Source organism: Caulobacter sp. CCUG 60055, from assembly GCF_022750545.1.
Taxonomy (GTDB): Bacteria; Pseudomonadota; Alphaproteobacteria; order Caulobacterales; family Caulobacteraceae; genus PUIC01.
Genome location: NZ_PUIC01000009.1, coordinates 67,491 through 83,749, shown reverse-complemented (window position 1 = coordinate 83,749; position 16,259 = coordinate 67,491). Strand labels below are relative to the sequence as shown.

Sequence of the window (16,259 nt, the reverse complement as noted above, 5' to 3'; positions counted from 1 at the left end):
TCCCAGAACCCTTCGAGGAGACCGGCATGACGGCTGCGTCCGCGCCCGCGCGTTCCGCGGGACGCTATTCCACGGTCGCGATCACCCTGCACTGGGTGATCGCGGCGGCGCTCATCTTCCAGATTATCCTGGGCTGGCGGATGGGCGACGGCCCCAAGGGGCCGGCCACCTACGCCCTGTTCCAGCTGCACAAGTCGGTGGGGATCACCATCCTGATCCTCACCCTGGCGCGGCTGGGCTGGCGGCTCGGCCACAAGCCGCCGCCGATGGCCGAGCACCTGGCCGGGTGGGAGCGGGCGCTGGCGCGCGCCGTCCATGTCCTGTTCTACGTCATCCTGCTCGGCCTGCCGCTGACCGGCTGGGTCATCGTCTCGGCCAGCAAGACCAACATCCCGACCCTGCTCTACGGGGTGATCCCCTGGCCGCACATCCCGGGCCTGCCCGAACTGGCGGCCGGGCCCAAGCACGCCTGGCACAACGCCGGCGAGCTGGGCCATGGCCTCCTGGTCAAGCTGACCTACGGCCTCCTGGCCCTGCACGTCGCCGGCGCGCTCAAGCACCAGCTCTTCGACCGCGACGCCGACCTGGCCCGCATGGCGCCGGGAACCCGGCCGGGGGCGTGGCTCGATCCGCGCCTCCTGGCCATCGTCGCCGGCGTCGCGGCGGTGATCGGGCTGGGCTACCTGTTCAAGCCGGCGGTCAAGCCGGCCGCTCCGCCGCCGGCGCCCATCGCCGCCGAGCCCGCGCTCGCCGCGCTTCCGGCCCCGGACGCGGCGGCTGCGGCCTCGCCCGCCGCCCCGCCGGCGACCGACGACAAGGTCGCTCAGGACAAGGCGGCTGAGGATAAGGCCGCCAAGCCGGCCTCGCCCTCGAAATGGGCGGTGGCCAAGGGTTCGGCCCTGGGCTTTTCGACCTCGTGGTCGGGCGCGGCGGTCGAGGGGCGGTTCGACCGCTGGAGCGCCGACATCCTGTTCAGCCCCGACGCCCTCGACCAGTCGAGCGTGACGGTCAGCGTCGATGTCGCCTCGGCCTCGACCGGCGACAGCCAGCGAGACTCCACCCTGCCGACCGAGGACTGGTTCGACGCCGCCGGCCATCCCAAGGCGACTTTCACGGCCAAGACCTTCCGCAAGACCGGCCCGGACCGCTACGAGGCCAGGGGAACCCTGTCGCTGCGCGGCGTCTCGCGGCCGGCGGCCTTGCCCTTCACCCTGAAGATCGACGGCGACAAGGCCCGGATGACCGGTGTAACCACCCTCGACCGCACGGCTTTCGGCGTTGGGCAGGGCGAGTGGAAGGCGACAGATCAGATACCGGCCGCAGTGAAGGTCAGCGTCAGCCTGACGGCGACGCGCCAGTAGCCGCCGTCGAGGCGGCCGCCGCGGCGCTGCGCGCCGGCCGCCTCGTCATCCTGCCGACCGAGACGGTCTACGGCCTGGCGGCGGACGCCGGCGATCCCGCCGCCGTGGCCGCCATCTTCGAGGCCAAGGGCCGGCCGCGCTTCAATCCCCTGATCGCCCATGTGCCCGACCAGGCGGCGGCCGAGGCCGTCGCCATCTTCGACGACCGTGCCCGGGCGCTGGCCGCCGCCTTCTGGCCGGGGCCGCTGACCATCGTCGCGCCGATCCGCGACGCGGCGGCCGTCTGCGACCTGGCGCGCGCCGGGCTGGAGACGGTGGCGATTCGCGCGCCGGGCCACCCGCTGGCGCGCCGGCTGCTGCGGGCGTTCGGCGGCGCGGTGGTCGCGCCTTCGGCCAACCGCTCGGGCCGGCCGAGCCCGACCACCTATCAGGACGCCCTGGACGAGACCGGTTCCGCCGTCGCCGCGTCGCTCGACGGCGGGCCGTGCGCCGTGGGCCTGGAATCCACTGTCGTCGCCGTGCTGGACGGGCCGGTGCGGCTGCTGCGGCCCGGCTCGGTCATCCGCGCCCAGATCGAGGCGGTGGTCGGCCCCCTGGCCGAGGCCGAGGTCGACGCCAGGCGCTCGCCAGGGCGCCTCGCCCTGCACTACGCCCCCGACGCGCCGGTGCGCCTGAACGTCACGACGCCGGAAGAGGGCGAGGCGTGGCTGGCCTTCGGGCCGGCGGCGCAAGGGCCTTCGGTGTTCAACCTGTCGCCGCGCGGCGACCTGGCCGAGGCCGCCGCCAACCTGTTCGCCTATCTGCGCGCCGCCGACCGCCGAAAGCCCGTCGCCATCGCCGTCGCCCCCATCCCGGACGAGGGCCTGGGCGAGGCGATCAACGATCGCCTGCGCCGCGCGGCGGGGTTCATCGGCTAAGCCCCAGGGACTAGACTTCCGCCATGACCGTCGCCGTTTCCACTCCCGTTCCGGACCACGTCGTCTCCCGCCTCAAGGCCGCGGTCGGCGAGGGCGGCTGGAGCCAGGAGCCCGAGCGGCTCGCCCCCAAGCTGGTCGAATGGCGCGACCGCTGGAGCGGGACGACGCCGATCCTGATGCTGCCCAGATCGACCGCCGAGGTCGCCGCCATCGTCGGGATCTGCGCCGAGACCGGGACCCCGGTCACGCCCCAGGGCGGCAACACCGGCCTGGTCGGCGGCCAGATCCCGCAGGGCGAGGTCCTGCTGTCGCTGGAGCGGATGCGGGCGATCCGCGACATCGACGCCTTCGACGACGTCGTCGTGGCCGAGGCCGGCGCCACCCTGGCGGCCGTGCACGCGGCGGCCCTGACCGTCAATCGCCGCTTCCCGCTGGGCCTGGCCTCGGAAGGCTCGTGCACGGTCGGCGGCAACGTCTCCACCAACGCCGGGGGCGTGGCGGTGCTGCGCTACGGGGTGATGCGCGATCTGGTGCTGGGCCTGGAGGCGGTGCTGCCCAACGGCGACGTGTGGAACGGCCTCAAGCGCCTGCGCAAGGACAACACCGGCTATGACCTCAAGCAGCTCCTCATCGGCGCCGAGGGCACCCTGGGCGTGGTCACCGCCGCCAGCCTCAAGCTGTTCCCGATCCTGGCCTCGCGCGCCACGGCCGTGGTCGGGCTGCGCACGCCCCAGGACGCCATCCGCCTGTTGGCCCGGGCCAAGGAAGAGACCGGCGGCGCCGTCGAGGCCTTCGAGCTGATGGGCCGGCGCGGGGTCGCCTTCGTGCTCAAGAACATCCCCGGCCAGCGCGAGCCGCTGGAGGGCGTGCATCCCTGGTATGTGCTGATCGAGACCGCCAGCGGCGAGCCGGGCGCGGCCGAGGCGGCGATGGAGCGGCTGCTGGCGCGGGCCCTGGAGGACGACTTGATCCAGGACGCCGCCGTCGCCCAGACCGAGGCCCAGGCCCACGCCTTCTGGGCCGTGCGCGAGAACCAGTCGGCCGGCCAGAAGCCGGAGGGGGCGGCCTGGAAGCACGACGTCTCGGTGCCGGTGTCGCAGATCGCCGACTTCATCGACGAGGCGACGGCGGCGGTCGAGGCCTTCTCGCCCGGCGTGCGCGTGGTGGCCTTCGGCCATGTCGGCGACGGCAACGTCCATTACGACGTCCTCGCGCCCGAGGGCGGCGATCCGGCCGCCCATTCGGCCCGACGCGACGACGGCTCGCGCCTTGTTCACGATATTGTCGCCCGGCGTTCAGGCTCGATCTCGGCCGAGCATGGGCTGGGGGCGATGAAGTCGGCCGAGGCCTTGCGCTACAAGGCCCCGATCGAGGTCGAGGCCCTGCGCGCCGTGCGCGCCGCGCTCGATCCGCGACGGATCATGAACCCGCGCGTGCTGTTCTAAGGCTGGTTTTTGGCGACGGGCCGGCCTATCTCGCGCCCGACGACGACCGCTCCAAAGGCCGCCATGCTGTTCGTGCTTTCCCCCGCCAAGTCCCTCGACTTCACGCCCGCGCCGCTCGACGCGCCGCTGACGACGCCGGCCCTGACCAAGGACATCGCCGAGCTGGCGAAGACCACCCGCGTCCTGTCGGTGGGCGACCTCAAGAGCCTGATGCACATCTCGGACAAGCTGGCGGTGCTGAACCGCGAGCGGTTCCAGGCCTTCGACCCGGTCTGCGAGGACGGGCTGCAGGCGGCGATCGCCTTCGACGGCGACGTCTACGAGGGCCTGCAGGCCCGCACGCTCGACCGGCCGGGCCTGGACTGGGCCCAGCAGCACCTGCGCATCCTGTCGGGGCTCTACGGGGTGCTGCGGCCGCTCGACGCCTTGCAGCCCTATCGCCTGGAGATGGGGGTGCGCCTCAAGACCAAGCGCGGCTCGACCCTCTACGACTTCTGGGGCGCGCGCATCTCCGAGACCCTGAACGCCGCCGCCGAGGGCCACGCCGACCGCACCTTGGTCAACCTGGCCAGCCAGGAATATTTCGGCGCGGTCGACGCCAAGGCGCTCAAGCTCAAGGTCGTCACCTGCCACTTCAAGGACGAGAAGGACGGCAAGCTGCGCACGCTGGGCTTCTACGCCAAGAAGGCGCGGGGCCTGATGGCGCGCTTCGCCGTCGACAACCGCATCGAGCGGCGCGACGACCTCAAGGCCTTCGACGGGGCCGGCTACGCCTTCCAGAAGGGGCTGTCCGACGAGGCCGACTGGGTGTTCACCCGCCCGCAGCCTTGAATTTCATCTCTTGATGAATTTAAACCGGAGGCCATGAACGAGCCGCTCCGGCGAAGCGGTTAGGGGCTCGCTCTTCGCAACCGCAGCGCCTATGCTGCGTTGCAGCAAGTCAGGAGGAGCGACACCATGGCTTATTCGTTCGGATTGAAGGACCACGTCGCCGTCGTCACCGGCTCGACCAGCGGGATCGGTCACGCCCTGGCCGACGCCTTGGCCGCCGAAGGCGTCGACATCGTGCTCAACGGCCTGGGCGACCCGGCCGAGATCGAGAAGACCCGCGCGGCGATGGAGGCCGCCCACGGGGTCAAGGTCCGCTATCACGGCGCCGACATGACCCAGCCGGCGCAGATCGCCGATATGGTCGCCTTCGCCCACAAGCAATTCGGCCGCCTCGACATCCTGGTCAACAACGCCGGCGTCCAGCACGTCGAGGCGATCGAGACCTTCCCGGTCGAGAAGTGGGACCAGATCATCGCCATCAACCTGACCTCGGCCTTCCACGCCACCAAGGCGGCGATCCCGATCATGAAGGCCCAGGGGCGCGGACGCATCGTCAACATCGCCTCGGCCCACGGCCTGGTCGCCTCGCCGTTCAAGTCGGCCTATGTCGCGGCCAAGCACGGCATCGTCGGCTTCACCAAGACCGCCGCCCTGGAGCTGGCCACCTCCGGCGTCACCGCCAACGCCATCTGCCCCGGCTATGTGAAGACGCCGCTGGTGGTCGCCCAGATCGCCGACCAGGCCAAGTCGCGCGGCATGAGCGAAGAGGACGTCATGAAGAACGTCATCCTGGCCGCCCAGCCGACCAAGAAGTTCGTCGAGTTCTCCGAACTGGCGGGCCTGCTGCTCTACATGGTCTCCGACGCCGGCGCCTCGATGAACGGCGCGGCGGTCGCGGTCGACGGCGGCTGGACGGCGGAATAGGGCGGGGCATGCTCGGCTCGCGCAAGAAGCCGGCCGCGCCCAGGCCGATCAGCCTGGCGCTGCAGGGCGGCGGGGCCCACGGCGCGTTCGAGTGGGGCGTGCTCGACCGGCTGTTGGAGCACGGCGGCGTCGAGATCAAGGCCGTGGCCGCCGCCTCGGCCGGGGCGATGAACGCGGTCTGCCTGGCCGACGGCCTCGCCGAGGGCGGCCCGGACGGGGCGCGGGCCCGGCTGGAATCGTTCTGGCGGGAGGTCAACCGCGCCGGCGGCCGCAACGTGTTCGGCGACGCCGCCGGCTGGACGGCGGCCTTCAATCCGGCGACCTGGCTGCAGAACACCCCCGGCTGGCGTCTCGCCGAGAACCTGGCGATGAGCTTCAGCCCCTACGAGTTCAACCCCTTCAACCTGAACCCGCTGCACGACGTGCTGGAGGCCCAGGTGAACTTCAAGGCGATCCGCGAGCGCTCGCCCATCGCCCTCTACATCTCGGCCACCGAGATCCGCACCAGCAAGGCGCGGGTGTTCCGCGGCCCTGAACTGACCGCCAAGCACGTGATGGCCTCGGCCTGCCTGCCCTATCTGTTCCAGGCGGTGGAGATCGACGGCGAGTCCTACTGGGACGGCGGCTATCTGGCCAACCCGCCGCTGTGGCCGCTGTTCTACGACAAGACCCCCAACGACATCCTGGTGGTCAGCCTCAACCCGCTGGTCCGCGAGACCACGCCCAAGTCGCCGGGCGAGATCATGGACCGGCTGAACGAGATCACCTTCAACGCCTCGCTGGTCTCCCAGCTCCGCTCGGTCGCCTTCGTGCAGAAGCTGATCGAGGAGGGCCTGCTCAAGGACAGCGCCAGGGGCCGCTATCGCGGCATGTACATCCACGCCATCACCGCCGACGGCCGGCTGGACGACCTGTCCTCGACCAGCAAGTTCGACACCGAGTGGTCGTTCCTCCAGGACCTCAAGGCGCGGGGCCGGGCGGCGGCGGACGAGTGGCTGGCCGCCGCGCTCAAGGACGTGGGGGTCCGTTCCAGCATCGACGTCCGCGCCTCGTTCCTTTAGGGGGCTCCAGGTCGGCCGCGCGACGCCATCAGGCGGCGCAGGCGCTGACGTCGGCATGGCGGAAGACGGGGCGGCGGCGATGGGCGATCAGGCGAGAATTCCGGTTCCGACCGCCGGCGTGGTCTGCCTGCGCGGCTCCGAGGTGCTGTTGATCAAGCGCGGCAACCCGCCCCGCCAGGGCCAGTGGAGCCTGCCGGGCGGCCGCCTGGAATGGGGCGAGACACTGGCCCAGGCCGCCTTGCGCGAACTTCGGGAGGAAACTGGCGTCGAGGCCGAGCTCCTGGGCCTGATCGACGTGGTCGACGGCCTGTTCACCTCGCGCGCGAGCGGCGAGACCACGCGCCACTACGTGATGGTCGACTACGCCGCCCGCTGGCTGTCGGGCGAGCCGAAGGCCGGCGACGACGCCGCCGACGCCCGGTTCTTCTCCCGCGACGAGGCCCTGGCCGTGGTCGAGTGGGACGAGACCCGCCGGGTGATCGCCGAAGCCGCCGCCCGCTTCGGCGGCTAGGCCGGCGCTAGAACGACCAGGCGCAGCCGACGCCGGCGGCGGCGCCTTCCTGGCCGAGCACTGTCACGGTTCCCGCCGCCCGCGCCTTGCAGCCGTTCTTGGGCTTCTTGGGCAGATAGGCCTCGGGGTCCTGGCTGGCGGCGAAGTCGCCCCGACGATCCAGGTTGAGCCTGGGCGGCGGTCCGTCGGCGCGCCGACCGGCGGCGAAGCGGTCCTGGCAGGCCTGGCGCGCCTCGCGGGAGGCGTCAGGCATGGCGTTCCGGCATGCCAGGGCGTCGCGCAGCGCCCGCTGCAAGGCGAGGCGCTCGTCCTGCTCCGGCTTGGCCATGGCCGGGGGCGCCGGCCCGGCCGGCTCGGCGTTCGGCGTTAGGGCGGACGGCGGGGCGGCGACGGGGACCTCGGCCTTGCGAGCCGGCGGGGAATGGGCGGGGCGGCGGCTGCGGCCCGCCGGCCAGGGCGGCGTCAGCGTCACGCTGATCGCCTGGGGCTCGCGCGGGCCCGAGGGCGTATCGAGATGCGCCGCCATCCACGCGATGAGCGCGGCGTGGATCAGGATCGCCCCGGCGACCGCGTAGGCCAGGCTCTCGCCCCGGACCCGCCGAATGCTGGCCGCCATCCTCGCCGTCCCCCTGGTTCGCGTCCGAAATAAACCTTGCGTTGCGGCGCAAAGAAGACTGACGCGAGGCGAAAGCGCGGCCTGGCCGCCCGCCCCGGCTTGACGGGCCGAGCGGAACCCGCTTCCTGTCGAACAACTGTTTCAACGGGAGATGACGCCATGGCCTACGCGCCCTTCGACCTGACCGGCAAGGTCGCCCTGGTGACCGGCGGCAACCGCGGCATCGGCTTCGGCATGGCCGAGGCCCTGACCCAGGCCGGGGCCGACGTGGTGATCTGGGGCTCGAACCACGACCGCAACATCGAGGCCGAGGGCAAGCTGACCCGCCACGGCCGCCGCGTCCTGGCCCAGGTGGTCGATGTCTCCAACGAGCAGGCGGTGGTCGAGGCCATGGCCGAGGCGGCGACCGCCATGGGCCGCATCGACACCGTCATCGCCAACGCCGGCGTCGGCTACGGCGCGCCGTCCTTCGTCGACATGACCACCGAGACCTATCGCAAGGTGCTGGCGGTCAATCTCGACGGGGTGTTCTGGACCTTCCGCGAAGCCTGCCGCCACATGGTCGAGCGGGCCAGGTCGGGCGATCCGGGCGGCTCGATCGTCGGCATCGCCTCGCTGGCGGCCATCGAGGGCGCGGCCCGCAACGAGGCCTACGCCGCCACCAAGGGCGCGGTGATCTCGATGGTCAAGTCGGTCGCCGTCGAGCACGCCCGCTACGGCGTGCGGGCCAACGCCATCCTGCCGGGCTGGATCGCCACCGACATGACCGCCGGGGCCCAGGAGAACAAGGCCTTCGCCGACAAGGTGATCCCGCGCGTTCCGGCCCGCCGTTGGGGCGAGCCGGCCGATTTCGGCGGCATGGCGGTCTATCTGGCCTCGGACGCCTCCAGCTACCACTCGGGCGACACCCTGGTCATCGACGGCGGCTACGCCATCTTCTGAGGCCATTTTCCGGCTCGCCTTGACGCGGGGTCACGGTTGCGCCGCCCCGGCGGCGGCGCGATGCTCGCCTGAACGACGATAAGTTCGGGAGCCCGCCATGTCCCTGCGCACGCCGCTCTGCGATCTCCTGGAGATCGAGCATCCCATCCTGCTGGCCGGCATGGGCGGGGTGTCCTACGCCGAGTTGGCGGCGGCGGTGTCCAACGCCGGCGGCTACGGCGTGCTCGGCATGGCTGGAACCGGCCCCGACTTCATCCGCGAACAGATGCGCCAGGTGCGCAGGCTGACCGACCGGCCGTTCGGGGTCGACCTCCTGGCCGCCACGCCGGACGCCCTGACCGCCTCGGTCGACGTCATCATCAACGAGGGGGCCAGCGCCTTCATCGCCGGCCTGGGCGTGCCGACGCCGATCCTGGAGAAGCTGCACAAGGCCGGCCTCAAGGTCATGGTGGTCTGCGGGGCGGTCAAGCACGCGGTCAAGGCCGAGCAGGCCGGCTGCGACGCAGTGATCTGCCAGGGCGGCGAGGGCGGCGGCCACACTGGCCTGGTCGGCACCTTGCCCCTGGTCGGCCAGGCGGTCGACGCGGTGAACATTCCGGTGGCTGCGGCCGGCGGCATCTCCGACGGGCGGGGCCTGGCCGCCGCCCTGGCCCTGGGCGCCCAGGGCGTGTGGATGGGCACCCGCTTCATCGCCTCCGAGGAGGCCCACGCCGGCGCCGCCTATCGGCAGGCGATCCTCGAGGCGGCCGACGAGGACACCGTCCGCACCCGCTGCTATTCCGGCAAGCCGATGCGGGTGAAGAAGAATCCCTATGTCGAGGACTGGGAGAGCCGGCCTCAGGACATCCAACCCTTCCCGATGCAGGCGGGGATCAGCATCCGCAACGGGGCCATGGGCGGCATCGGCGGCCAGATCGACGGCCTCGATCCCGACAAGTCGTGCTTCGCCATGGGCCAGTCTGCGGGCGGCGTGCACGAGGTGCTGCCGGCGGCCGAGATCGTCGCCAGGATCATGGACCAGGCCGAGGCCGCCGTCGCGCGCATGGCCGGGCTGCGGGCCGGGGTTCCGGCGGCGGCCGAGTAGGGACCTTCCCGGCGGACTCGTGCTAAGGCGCGGGTCATGAGCGAGCATCCGCATTCCCACCCCGCCGTCAGCCGCTGCGCCTGGAAGGGCATGGCCGGCGATCCGCTGTACGAGGCCTATCACGACACCGAATGGGGCGTGCCCGAGTACGACAGCCGCGCCCTGTGGGAGAAGCTGGTGCTCGACGGGTTCCAGGCCGGGCTGGCCTGGATCACCATCCTCCGGAAGCGCGACGCCTTCCGCGCGGCCTTCGCCGATTTCGACCCGGAGAAGGTCGCCCGCTTCGGCGAGGCCGACCGCGCCCGCCTGATGGCCGACGCCGGCATCGTCCGCTCCAACGCCAAGATCGACGCCGCCATCTCGGGCGCGCGCCTCTATCTCGACATGCGCGAGCGCGGCGAGGACTTCTCGCAGTTCCTGTGGGGTTTCGTCGGCGGCGCGCCGATCCAGAGCCGGTGGGAAAGCATCGCCCAGGCGCCGACCCAGACCCCCGAGGCGGTCGAGATGTCCAAGGCGCTGAAGGCCAGGGGCTTCAAGTTCGTCGGCCCGGTGATCGTCTACGCCTTCATGCAGGCGACCGGCCTGGTCAACGACCACATGGTCGGCTGCTTCCGCCACCAGCCGATCCGCGACATGGCCCGGCGATGAGCCGAACGGGTCCGGATTTCCTGCTCGAGGCGGCCTGTCCCGGCCCGGTCTGCGGCGTCGACGAAGCTGGCCGGGGCCCATGGGCCGGGCCAGTGTCGGCGGCGGCGGTGATCCTCGATCCGGACCGCTGCCCCCAGGGGCTGAACGATTCCAAGAAGCTGACCGCCAGGGCCCGCGACCGGCTGGAGGGCGAGATCAAGGCCATGGCCGTCTCCTGGGCGGTGGGTTTCGCCTCGGTCGAGGAGATCGCCGAGCTCAACATCCTGCACGCCACGGGCCTGGCCATGCGCCGGGCGGTGGAGGGACTGAAGGTCGCGCCGGCCTTCGCCCTGGTCGACGGCAACTATCGCTTTCCGCTGCCTTGCCAGGTCAGGACGGTGGTCAAGGGCGACGCCGTGTCCTGCTCCATCGCCGCCGCCTCGATCCTGGCCAAGGTCGCCCGCGACCGGCTGATGACCGAGCTGGACGCCGTTCATCCCGGCTACGGCTTCGCCTCGCACAAGGGCTATGGCGCGCCGATCCATATCGAGGCGCTGACCCGGCTCGGCCCGTGCCCCGCCCACCGCATGAACTGGGCCCCGGTGCAGACGGCCCTGCGCGGCGCGGCGCGCGAGGGCTGACGATCCTTCCGGTTGCGGCGGGCGGCTTTCGCCGGTCTGATGGCGCGCGCCTGAGGGGGACGTCATGCCGCAAACCAGCAACCACGCCACCGTCGAAAGCCTCAACCGGGCCTCTGAGGGCAAGCTGCCCGGTCATGTCGGCCTGGAGGTGGTCAAGGTCGAGCCTGGCCTCGTCCAAGGGCGGCTGACCGTCCGCCCAGACCTTGTCGCGCACACCGGCTACCTGTTGGCCGGGACGGTGCTGACCGTGGCCGACATCCTCTGCGCCTACGGCGTCTCGACCGCCTGGCCCGAGGGCGCGAGCGGCTTCACCACCGCCGAGGTCAAGTGCAACTTCACCGGCACGCTGCGTGAAGGCGTCGGGCTGTGCACGGCCAGGCTGCTGCACGGCGGCCGCCTGACCCAGGTCTGGGACGCCAGCTTCACAGACGAGGCCGGCGAGCGCCTGCTGGCCGCGTTCCGCTGCACGCAGATCATTCTCTACCCGCGGGGGTGAGCACGGTTTCCAGCCGCCGGCTCCATCCTTCCGACCAGTCGACCAGCGGCAGCAGCAGGTCGAGCAGGGCCGCGCCGTCCTCGGTCAGGCGGTAACCGCCGCCGTCGTGCGCCACCAGGCCCGCGCCGCGCAGTTCGTGCAGGCGGGTGTTCAGCACCGCCGGATTGGTCTCGGCGGCGTCCTGCAGCGCCCGGAAGGTCAGCGGCCCGCCGCGCAGCTCCCACAGGACGCGCAGCGTCATGCGCCGGCCCAGGAGGTCGAGCAGCACCATGACCGGCCGGCCTGTGGACGAGCCGCGCACGGGGGCGCCGATCTGGGGAATCTTCATGCTATACTTTTCATAGCTGCCGTGTTGGTGTGCGCTATGTAAATCATAGTGAAAGGCGAGGCCGATGTCCGCACGCATTTCTCCCGCTCAACCGCCCTTCGACGCCGCCGTCCAGGCCCGTCTCGACGCGGTGACGCCGCCCGGCGTTCCGCCGCTGACGCTGTTCACCACGCTGGCCCGGGACGGGCGGCTGTTCAAACGCTTCATGGACGGCGGCCTGCTCGACCGCGGCCACCTGACCATGCGCCAGCGCGAGGTGGTCATCGACCGCGTCACCGCCCAGTGCGGGGCCGAGTACGAATGGGGCGTGCACATCATCTATTTCGCCGAGCGGGCGGGCCTGACCGCCGAGCAGCAGGCCTCGTTCCGCCATGGCGGGCCCAAGGACGGCTGCTGGTCGGCCGAGGACGGCCTGCTGCTGCGCCTGTGCGACGCCCTGGCGGAAACCTGCGACATCGACGACGACCTCTGGGCCGAACTACGGGGCGCGTTTTCGGAGGAGGCCGTGATCGAGCTGATCCTGCTGGCCGGTTTCTACCGGACCACCTCGTATCTGGTGAACGCCCTGCGGCTGCCGCTGGAGGCGACGGCGGCGAGGTTTCCGCAGGCCTGACGCGCGCCGGTCAATCACGCGCAGCGAGGCCGATTCAGCAACGGACTCTTTGACTCCAAAGCACTTCTGGCGTCGGGCGAGTTTTGCATTAACCATAGATCGACACGCCGGCTTAACCACGCGCCGCCAGGATTCCGGCTTCAGAGCGTGCTGCGTGAAAGCGGCGACCGGTTTTGCGTTCAAGCGCGCTCTCATCTTTTGGATGCGTGCATTCCAGGCGGCGGACCGGCGTCCACCCTGCCTGAATGCGCGGGTCGGGAGTTAGCCAGGCATGACCTTCGGGCCGGAAACCATCATCCAGGGCGACTGCATCGCGCAGATGAACGCCCTGCCCGAGAAGTCGGTCGACCTCGTCTTCGCCGATCCGCCCTACAACCTGCAGCTCGGCGGCGACCTGCTGCGGCCGGACAATTCCAAGGTCGACGCGGTCGACGACCACTGGGACCAGTTCGAAAGCTTCCAGGTCTATGACGCCTTCACCCGCGACTGGCTGAAGGCCGCCCGCCGGGTGCTGAAAGACGACGGCGCCCTGTGGGTGATCGGCAGCTACCACAACATCTTCCGCGTCGGCGCCACCTTGCAGGACCTGGGCTTCTGGATCCTCAACGACGTCATCTGGCGCAAGTCGAACCCGATGCCGAACTTCAAGGGCACGCGCTTCACCAACGCGCACGAGACCCTGATCTGGGCGGCCAAGGGGCGCGGCGCCAAGCGCTACACCTTCAACTACGACGCCATGAAGATGGCCAATGACGAGCTGCAGATGCGCTCGGACTGGACCCTGCCCCTGTGCACCGGCGAGGAGCGGATCAAGACCGCCGCCGGCGACAAGGCCCACCCGACCCAGAAGCCCGAGGCCCTGCTGCACCGGGTGATCCTGTCATCGACCAAGCCGGGCGACGTCGTGCTCGACCCGTTCTTCGGCGTCGGCACCACGGGCGCGGCCGCCAAGCGCCTGGGCCGCCGGTTCATCGGCATCGAGCGCGAGACCGACTATGTCGAGCTGGCCCGCGAGCGCATCTCCAAGGTGATCCCGATCTCGCCGGAAGACCTGGACGTGATGGGCTCCAAGCGCGCCGAGCCGCGCGTGCCGTTCGGCCAGATCGTCGAGGCCGGCCTCTTGCGGCCGGGCGACAAGCTCTACTGCCCCAAGGGCCAGCACATGGCCCGCGTGCGCGCCGACGGCTCGCTGGTGATCGGCGACATCGCCGGCTCGATCCACAAGGTCGGGGCGATGGTGCAGTCGGCGCCGGCCTGCAACGGCTGGACCTACTGGCACTTCAAGACCGACCGGGGCCTGGCCCCTATCGACGTGCTGCGCGCCAAGGTCCGCGCCGGCCTAGATCAGCCGGTCAAGTCCAGCCCGCGCGGCCTTGAGGAAGACGCTCGGCAGGCCCTCTAGTTCGGCCCGCGACGCCCAGATCAGGCCGCTGTCCGCAAGGTTCGCCGGGGCGGCGGCCTTTTCGTCGAGCTCGGCCCGCCGCACCTCCAGCGTCAGGCTGAAGTGGGTGAACACGTGCTCGATCGCGCCGGCCGGCCGCCAGGCGGCGCCCGCGGGGGCGGCGGCGGCGATCTCGGCCTCGCTGAACGGCGCGGTCCGCCAGTCGGTGGTGGGCAGGGCCAGCATGCCGCCCAGCAGTCCCTTGGGCGGACGGCGCACCAACGCCACGCGGTCGCCGTGGGTCAGGACGAAGGCCGCGCCCAGCCGCCGGGGGCGGTCTGCCTTTCGCGTCTTGCGCGGGAAGGTCTCGGCCGCGCCTTGCGCGAACGCGGCGCAGAAGGCCGAGATCGGGCAGCGGTCGCACAGCGGCGCCCTGGGCCGGCAGACCGTCGCGCCCAGGTCCATCAGCGCCTGGGCCCAGTCGCCAGGGCGGTGGTCGGCGACGAGGCCGCCGGACAGGGCCTTCAATTCAGGTTTCGCGTCCGGCAGCGGCGTCTCGACGGCGAACAATCGCGACATCACCCGCTCGACATTGCCGTCGACCACGTTGGCCGCCCGGTCGAAGGCGATGGCCGCCACGGCCGCCGCCGTATAGGCGCCGACGCCGGGCAGGGCGCGCAGGGCGTCTTCGGTCGCGGGGAAGACGCCGGCGTGATCCCCGGCGACCGCCCGCGCGCAGGCGAGCAGGTTGCGGGCGCGGGCGTAATAGCCAAGGCCCGCCCAGGCGCTCATCACCTCGGCGTCCGGGGTGGCGGCGAGGTCGCGCACCGTCGGCCAGCGCCGGGTGAAGTCCAGGAAATAGGGCGTCGCGTGCGGCACGGTGGTCTGCTGCAGCATCACTTCCGACAGCCACACCCGATAGGGATCGGCCCTGGCTCCGGCCGCGTGCTCGGCCGGCCCCACCCGCCAGGGCAGGTCGCGGGCTTGGGCGTCGTACCAGGAAAGCAGGGCGGCGCGGAGGGCGGGGACGTTCATCGATCCTGCTCTTACCTCTTCCGCTCGTCCCGGCGAAAGCGGGGATCCGACACGGCCCGACGTCCCGGTTCGACCGACATCCCGCTTTCGCGGGGGCGAGAGGGTGGGGTAGGCTCGGGGCGATGAAGCGACAGCTCCCCACCGCCGAAGAGGCCGCGCGCATCCTGGCCGCGCGGCGCACGCGGCCGGCGCGCCGGACCGCGCCGCCTGCCGGCCGGTCGCTCGCCAAGTTCATCAAGGCGTTGGACGAACGCTTCGGCCAGGGGCCGGAGGCCCTGCAGGCGCGCTGGCGCGAGATCGTCGGCGAGGCCCTGGCCCGGCGCACCGAGCCGGTGAAGCTGACCCGGCCGCGCGGCGGCGGGGGCGGGGCGCTGGAGATCCGCGTCGACGGCCCGGCCGCCGCCCTGATCCAGCACCAGGCCCCCGAGATCGTCGCGCGGGTGAACCTGTTCCTCGGCGCCGGGGCGGTGACCAAGCTGCGCATCGTCCAGGGGCCGGTGCGGGCGCCGGCGACGCGCGACGCCGCTGCGGCCAAGTCCAGGCGTCGTCCGCCGCCGCTGGACGCCGCCGCCGAGGCGCGCCTGGAGACCAGCGTCGCCGGAGCCCATGACGACCGCCTGCGGGCCGCCCTGCTGAAACTGGGCCGCGAAGTGCTGCGCCGCGACGGTTGAATCGGTCGCGCCGCGCGCGATTTGTTGACAAACGCTCTGGCTCGGGGTTCCAGCTTGAGGCCGCGCGGCTGTCCCCGGGGGGATGGAATCGCGCTTAACTCTGAAACTTGGTCAGTTAGGGAAACCGCCGATGCGCGCCTTCAGCCGCCTGACGCCTCTGGTCGCCGTGCTCGTCGCCGGCCTGGCGCTCGCCGCCTGCAACAAGAAGACCGCCTCCGAAGGCGACGAGATGAGCATGGGCGACGCCAACGCCAAGGTGACGATGGTCGAGTACGCCTCGGCCAGCTGCCCGCACTGCGCGCGTTTCAACAACAACGTCTTCCCCGACTTCAAGAAGAAGTACGTCGACACCGGACAGGTCCGCTACGTGTTCCGCGAGTTCCTGACCCCACCCTATCCGCTGGCCGCCGCCGGCTTCCTGACCGCCCGCTGCGCCGGCAAGGACAAGTACTTCACCGTCCTCGACGCCGTGTACCGCGCCCAGGAGCAGATGTTCGAGAGCGGCGACTTCCGCGGCCCGCTGTTGAAGATCGCCCAGTCGGCCGGCCTGTCCGAGCAGCAATTCAACGCCTGCATTCAGGACGAGAAGGCCCTGAAGGCCCTCAGCGACCGGGTCGAGCGCTTCGCCAAGGAAGACAAGATCGAAGGCACGCCGACCTTCATCATCAACGGCAAGCCGCTGCCCCCCAGCACCCATGAAACCACCCTGGCCGACCTCGACGCGGCGATCGCCGCGGCCAAGGCCGGCAAGTAAGATCGGAAGGAGCCGCCGGGT

Annotated in this window: 19 protein-coding genes; 16 read left to right on the top strand and 3 right to left on the bottom strand. The window is 71.2% G+C overall.

The annotated features are described in order from the left end of the window. Positions 1 to 26: 26 nt before the first annotated feature. The 7 genes from C5708_RS13820 (at position 27) to C5708_RS13790 (ending at position 7,050) form a co-directional block, all read left to right on the top strand. Complete coding sequence (locus C5708_RS13820; protein ID WP_242922019.1) at positions 27 to 1,361, top strand: YceI family protein; 1,335 nt, start codon at positions 27 to 29, stop codon at positions 1,359 to 1,361. Further along, complete coding sequence (locus C5708_RS13815; protein ID WP_242922017.1) at positions 1,292 to 2,278, top strand: L-threonylcarbamoyladenylate synthase; 987 nt, start codon at positions 1,292 to 1,294, stop codon at positions 2,276 to 2,278. Before C5708_RS13820 ends, C5708_RS13815 begins: the two co-directional genes overlap by 70 nt. A 23-nt stretch (positions 2,279 to 2,301) precedes the next feature. Next, complete coding sequence (locus C5708_RS13810; protein WP_242922015.1) at positions 2,302 to 3,723, top strand: FAD-binding oxidoreductase; 1,422 nt, start codon at positions 2,302 to 2,304, stop codon at positions 3,721 to 3,723. 63 nt (positions 3,724 to 3,786) lie between these two features. Next, positions 3,787 to 4,554, top strand: a complete 768-nt coding sequence (gene yaaA / locus C5708_RS13805; RefSeq protein WP_242922013.1) for a peroxide stress protein YaaA — start codon at positions 3,787 to 3,789, stop codon at positions 4,552 to 4,554. 126 nt (positions 4,555 to 4,680) lie between these two features. Next, entirely contained in the window at positions 4,681 to 5,478 is a 798-nt protein-coding gene (locus C5708_RS13800) for a 3-hydroxybutyrate dehydrogenase (RefSeq protein WP_242922011.1), read from the top strand. A gap of 8 nt (positions 5,479 to 5,486) precedes the next feature. Next, complete coding sequence (locus tag C5708_RS13795; protein WP_242922009.1) at positions 5,487 to 6,539, top strand: patatin-like phospholipase family protein; 1,053 nt, start codon at positions 5,487 to 5,489, stop codon at positions 6,537 to 6,539. A gap of 79 nt (positions 6,540 to 6,618) precedes the next feature. Next, a complete protein-coding gene (locus C5708_RS13790) occupies positions 6,619 to 7,050 on the top strand; it encodes an NUDIX hydrolase (protein WP_242922200.1) in 432 nt (143 codons plus the stop codon). Positions 7,051 to 7,057: 7 nt separating this feature from the next. Here C5708_RS13790 and C5708_RS13785 read toward each other — a convergent pair whose 3' ends face one another. Then, a complete protein-coding gene (locus C5708_RS13785) occupies positions 7,058 to 7,666 on the bottom strand; it encodes a hypothetical protein (RefSeq protein ID WP_242922006.1) in 609 nt (202 codons plus the stop codon). Between the two features lie 159 nt (positions 7,667 to 7,825). On the opposite strand from C5708_RS13785, the gene C5708_RS13780 reads away from it, so the two are divergent. The 5 genes from C5708_RS13780 (at position 7,826) to C5708_RS13760 (ending at position 11,456) form a co-directional block, all read left to right on the top strand. After that, complete coding sequence (locus tag C5708_RS13780) at positions 7,826 to 8,608, top strand: SDR family oxidoreductase (protein ID WP_242922004.1); 783 nt, start codon at positions 7,826 to 7,828, stop codon at positions 8,606 to 8,608. 97 nt (positions 8,609 to 8,705) lie between these two features. Further along, positions 8,706 to 9,692, top strand: a complete 987-nt coding sequence (locus tag C5708_RS13775) for a nitronate monooxygenase family protein (RefSeq protein ID WP_242922002.1) — start codon at positions 8,706 to 8,708, stop codon at positions 9,690 to 9,692. A 36-nt stretch (positions 9,693 to 9,728) separates the two neighbouring features. Then, the gene (locus tag C5708_RS13770) at positions 9,729 to 10,340 is read left to right on the top strand and encodes a DNA-3-methyladenine glycosylase I (RefSeq protein WP_242922001.1); all 612 of its coding nucleotides are present in this window, start codon (positions 9,729 to 9,731) and stop codon (positions 10,338 to 10,340) included. Beyond that, positions 10,337 to 10,960, top strand: a complete 624-nt coding sequence (locus tag C5708_RS13765; protein ID WP_242921999.1) for a ribonuclease HII — start codon at positions 10,337 to 10,339, stop codon at positions 10,958 to 10,960. Before C5708_RS13770 ends, C5708_RS13765 begins: the two co-directional genes overlap by 4 nt. Before the next feature lie 64 nt (positions 10,961 to 11,024). Further along, entirely contained in the window at positions 11,025 to 11,456 is a 432-nt protein-coding gene (locus tag C5708_RS13760) for a PaaI family thioesterase (protein ID WP_242921997.1), read from the top strand. On the opposite strand, the gene C5708_RS13755 is transcribed toward C5708_RS13760, so the two are convergent. Further along, complete coding sequence (locus C5708_RS13755; protein ID WP_121449800.1) at positions 11,434 to 11,784, bottom strand: winged helix-turn-helix transcriptional regulator; 351 nt, start codon at positions 11,782 to 11,784, stop codon at positions 11,434 to 11,436. The two genes, C5708_RS13760 and C5708_RS13755, sit on opposite strands and share 23 nt — an antisense overlap. Positions 11,785 to 11,848: 64 nt before the next feature. Between C5708_RS13755 and C5708_RS13750 the strand changes: the two genes are divergently transcribed. Both C5708_RS13750 and C5708_RS13745 read left to right on the top strand, forming a co-directional pair. Further along, complete coding sequence (locus C5708_RS13750) at positions 11,849 to 12,397, top strand: carboxymuconolactone decarboxylase family protein (RefSeq protein ID WP_242921995.1); 549 nt, start codon at positions 11,849 to 11,851, stop codon at positions 12,395 to 12,397. A 271-nt stretch (positions 12,398 to 12,668) separates the two neighbouring features. Continuing rightward, complete coding sequence (locus C5708_RS13745) at positions 12,669 to 13,799, top strand: site-specific DNA-methyltransferase (protein ID WP_242921993.1); 1,131 nt, start codon at positions 12,669 to 12,671, stop codon at positions 13,797 to 13,799. On the opposite strand, the gene mutY is transcribed toward C5708_RS13745, so the two are convergent. Continuing rightward, positions 13,737 to 14,813, bottom strand: coding sequence for an A/G-specific adenine glycosylase (gene mutY / locus C5708_RS13740; RefSeq protein ID WP_242921991.1), 1,077 nt, complete (start codon positions 14,811 to 14,813; stop codon positions 13,737 to 13,739). The two genes, C5708_RS13745 and mutY, sit on opposite strands and share 63 nt — an antisense overlap. A gap of 122 nt (positions 14,814 to 14,935) precedes the next feature. On the opposite strand from mutY, the gene C5708_RS13735 reads away from it, so the two are divergent. Together C5708_RS13735 and C5708_RS13730 are read left to right on the top strand one after the other, a co-directional pair. Beyond that, positions 14,936 to 15,484, top strand: a complete 549-nt coding sequence (locus C5708_RS13735; protein WP_242921989.1) for a DciA family protein — start codon at positions 14,936 to 14,938, stop codon at positions 15,482 to 15,484. A gap of 130 nt (positions 15,485 to 15,614) precedes the next feature. After that, positions 15,615 to 16,238 (top strand): DsbA family protein, encoded by a 624-nt coding sequence (locus C5708_RS13730; RefSeq protein WP_242921988.1) that lies wholly within the window; start codon positions 15,615 to 15,617, stop codon positions 16,236 to 16,238. Positions 16,239 to 16,259: the final 21 nt, after the last annotated feature.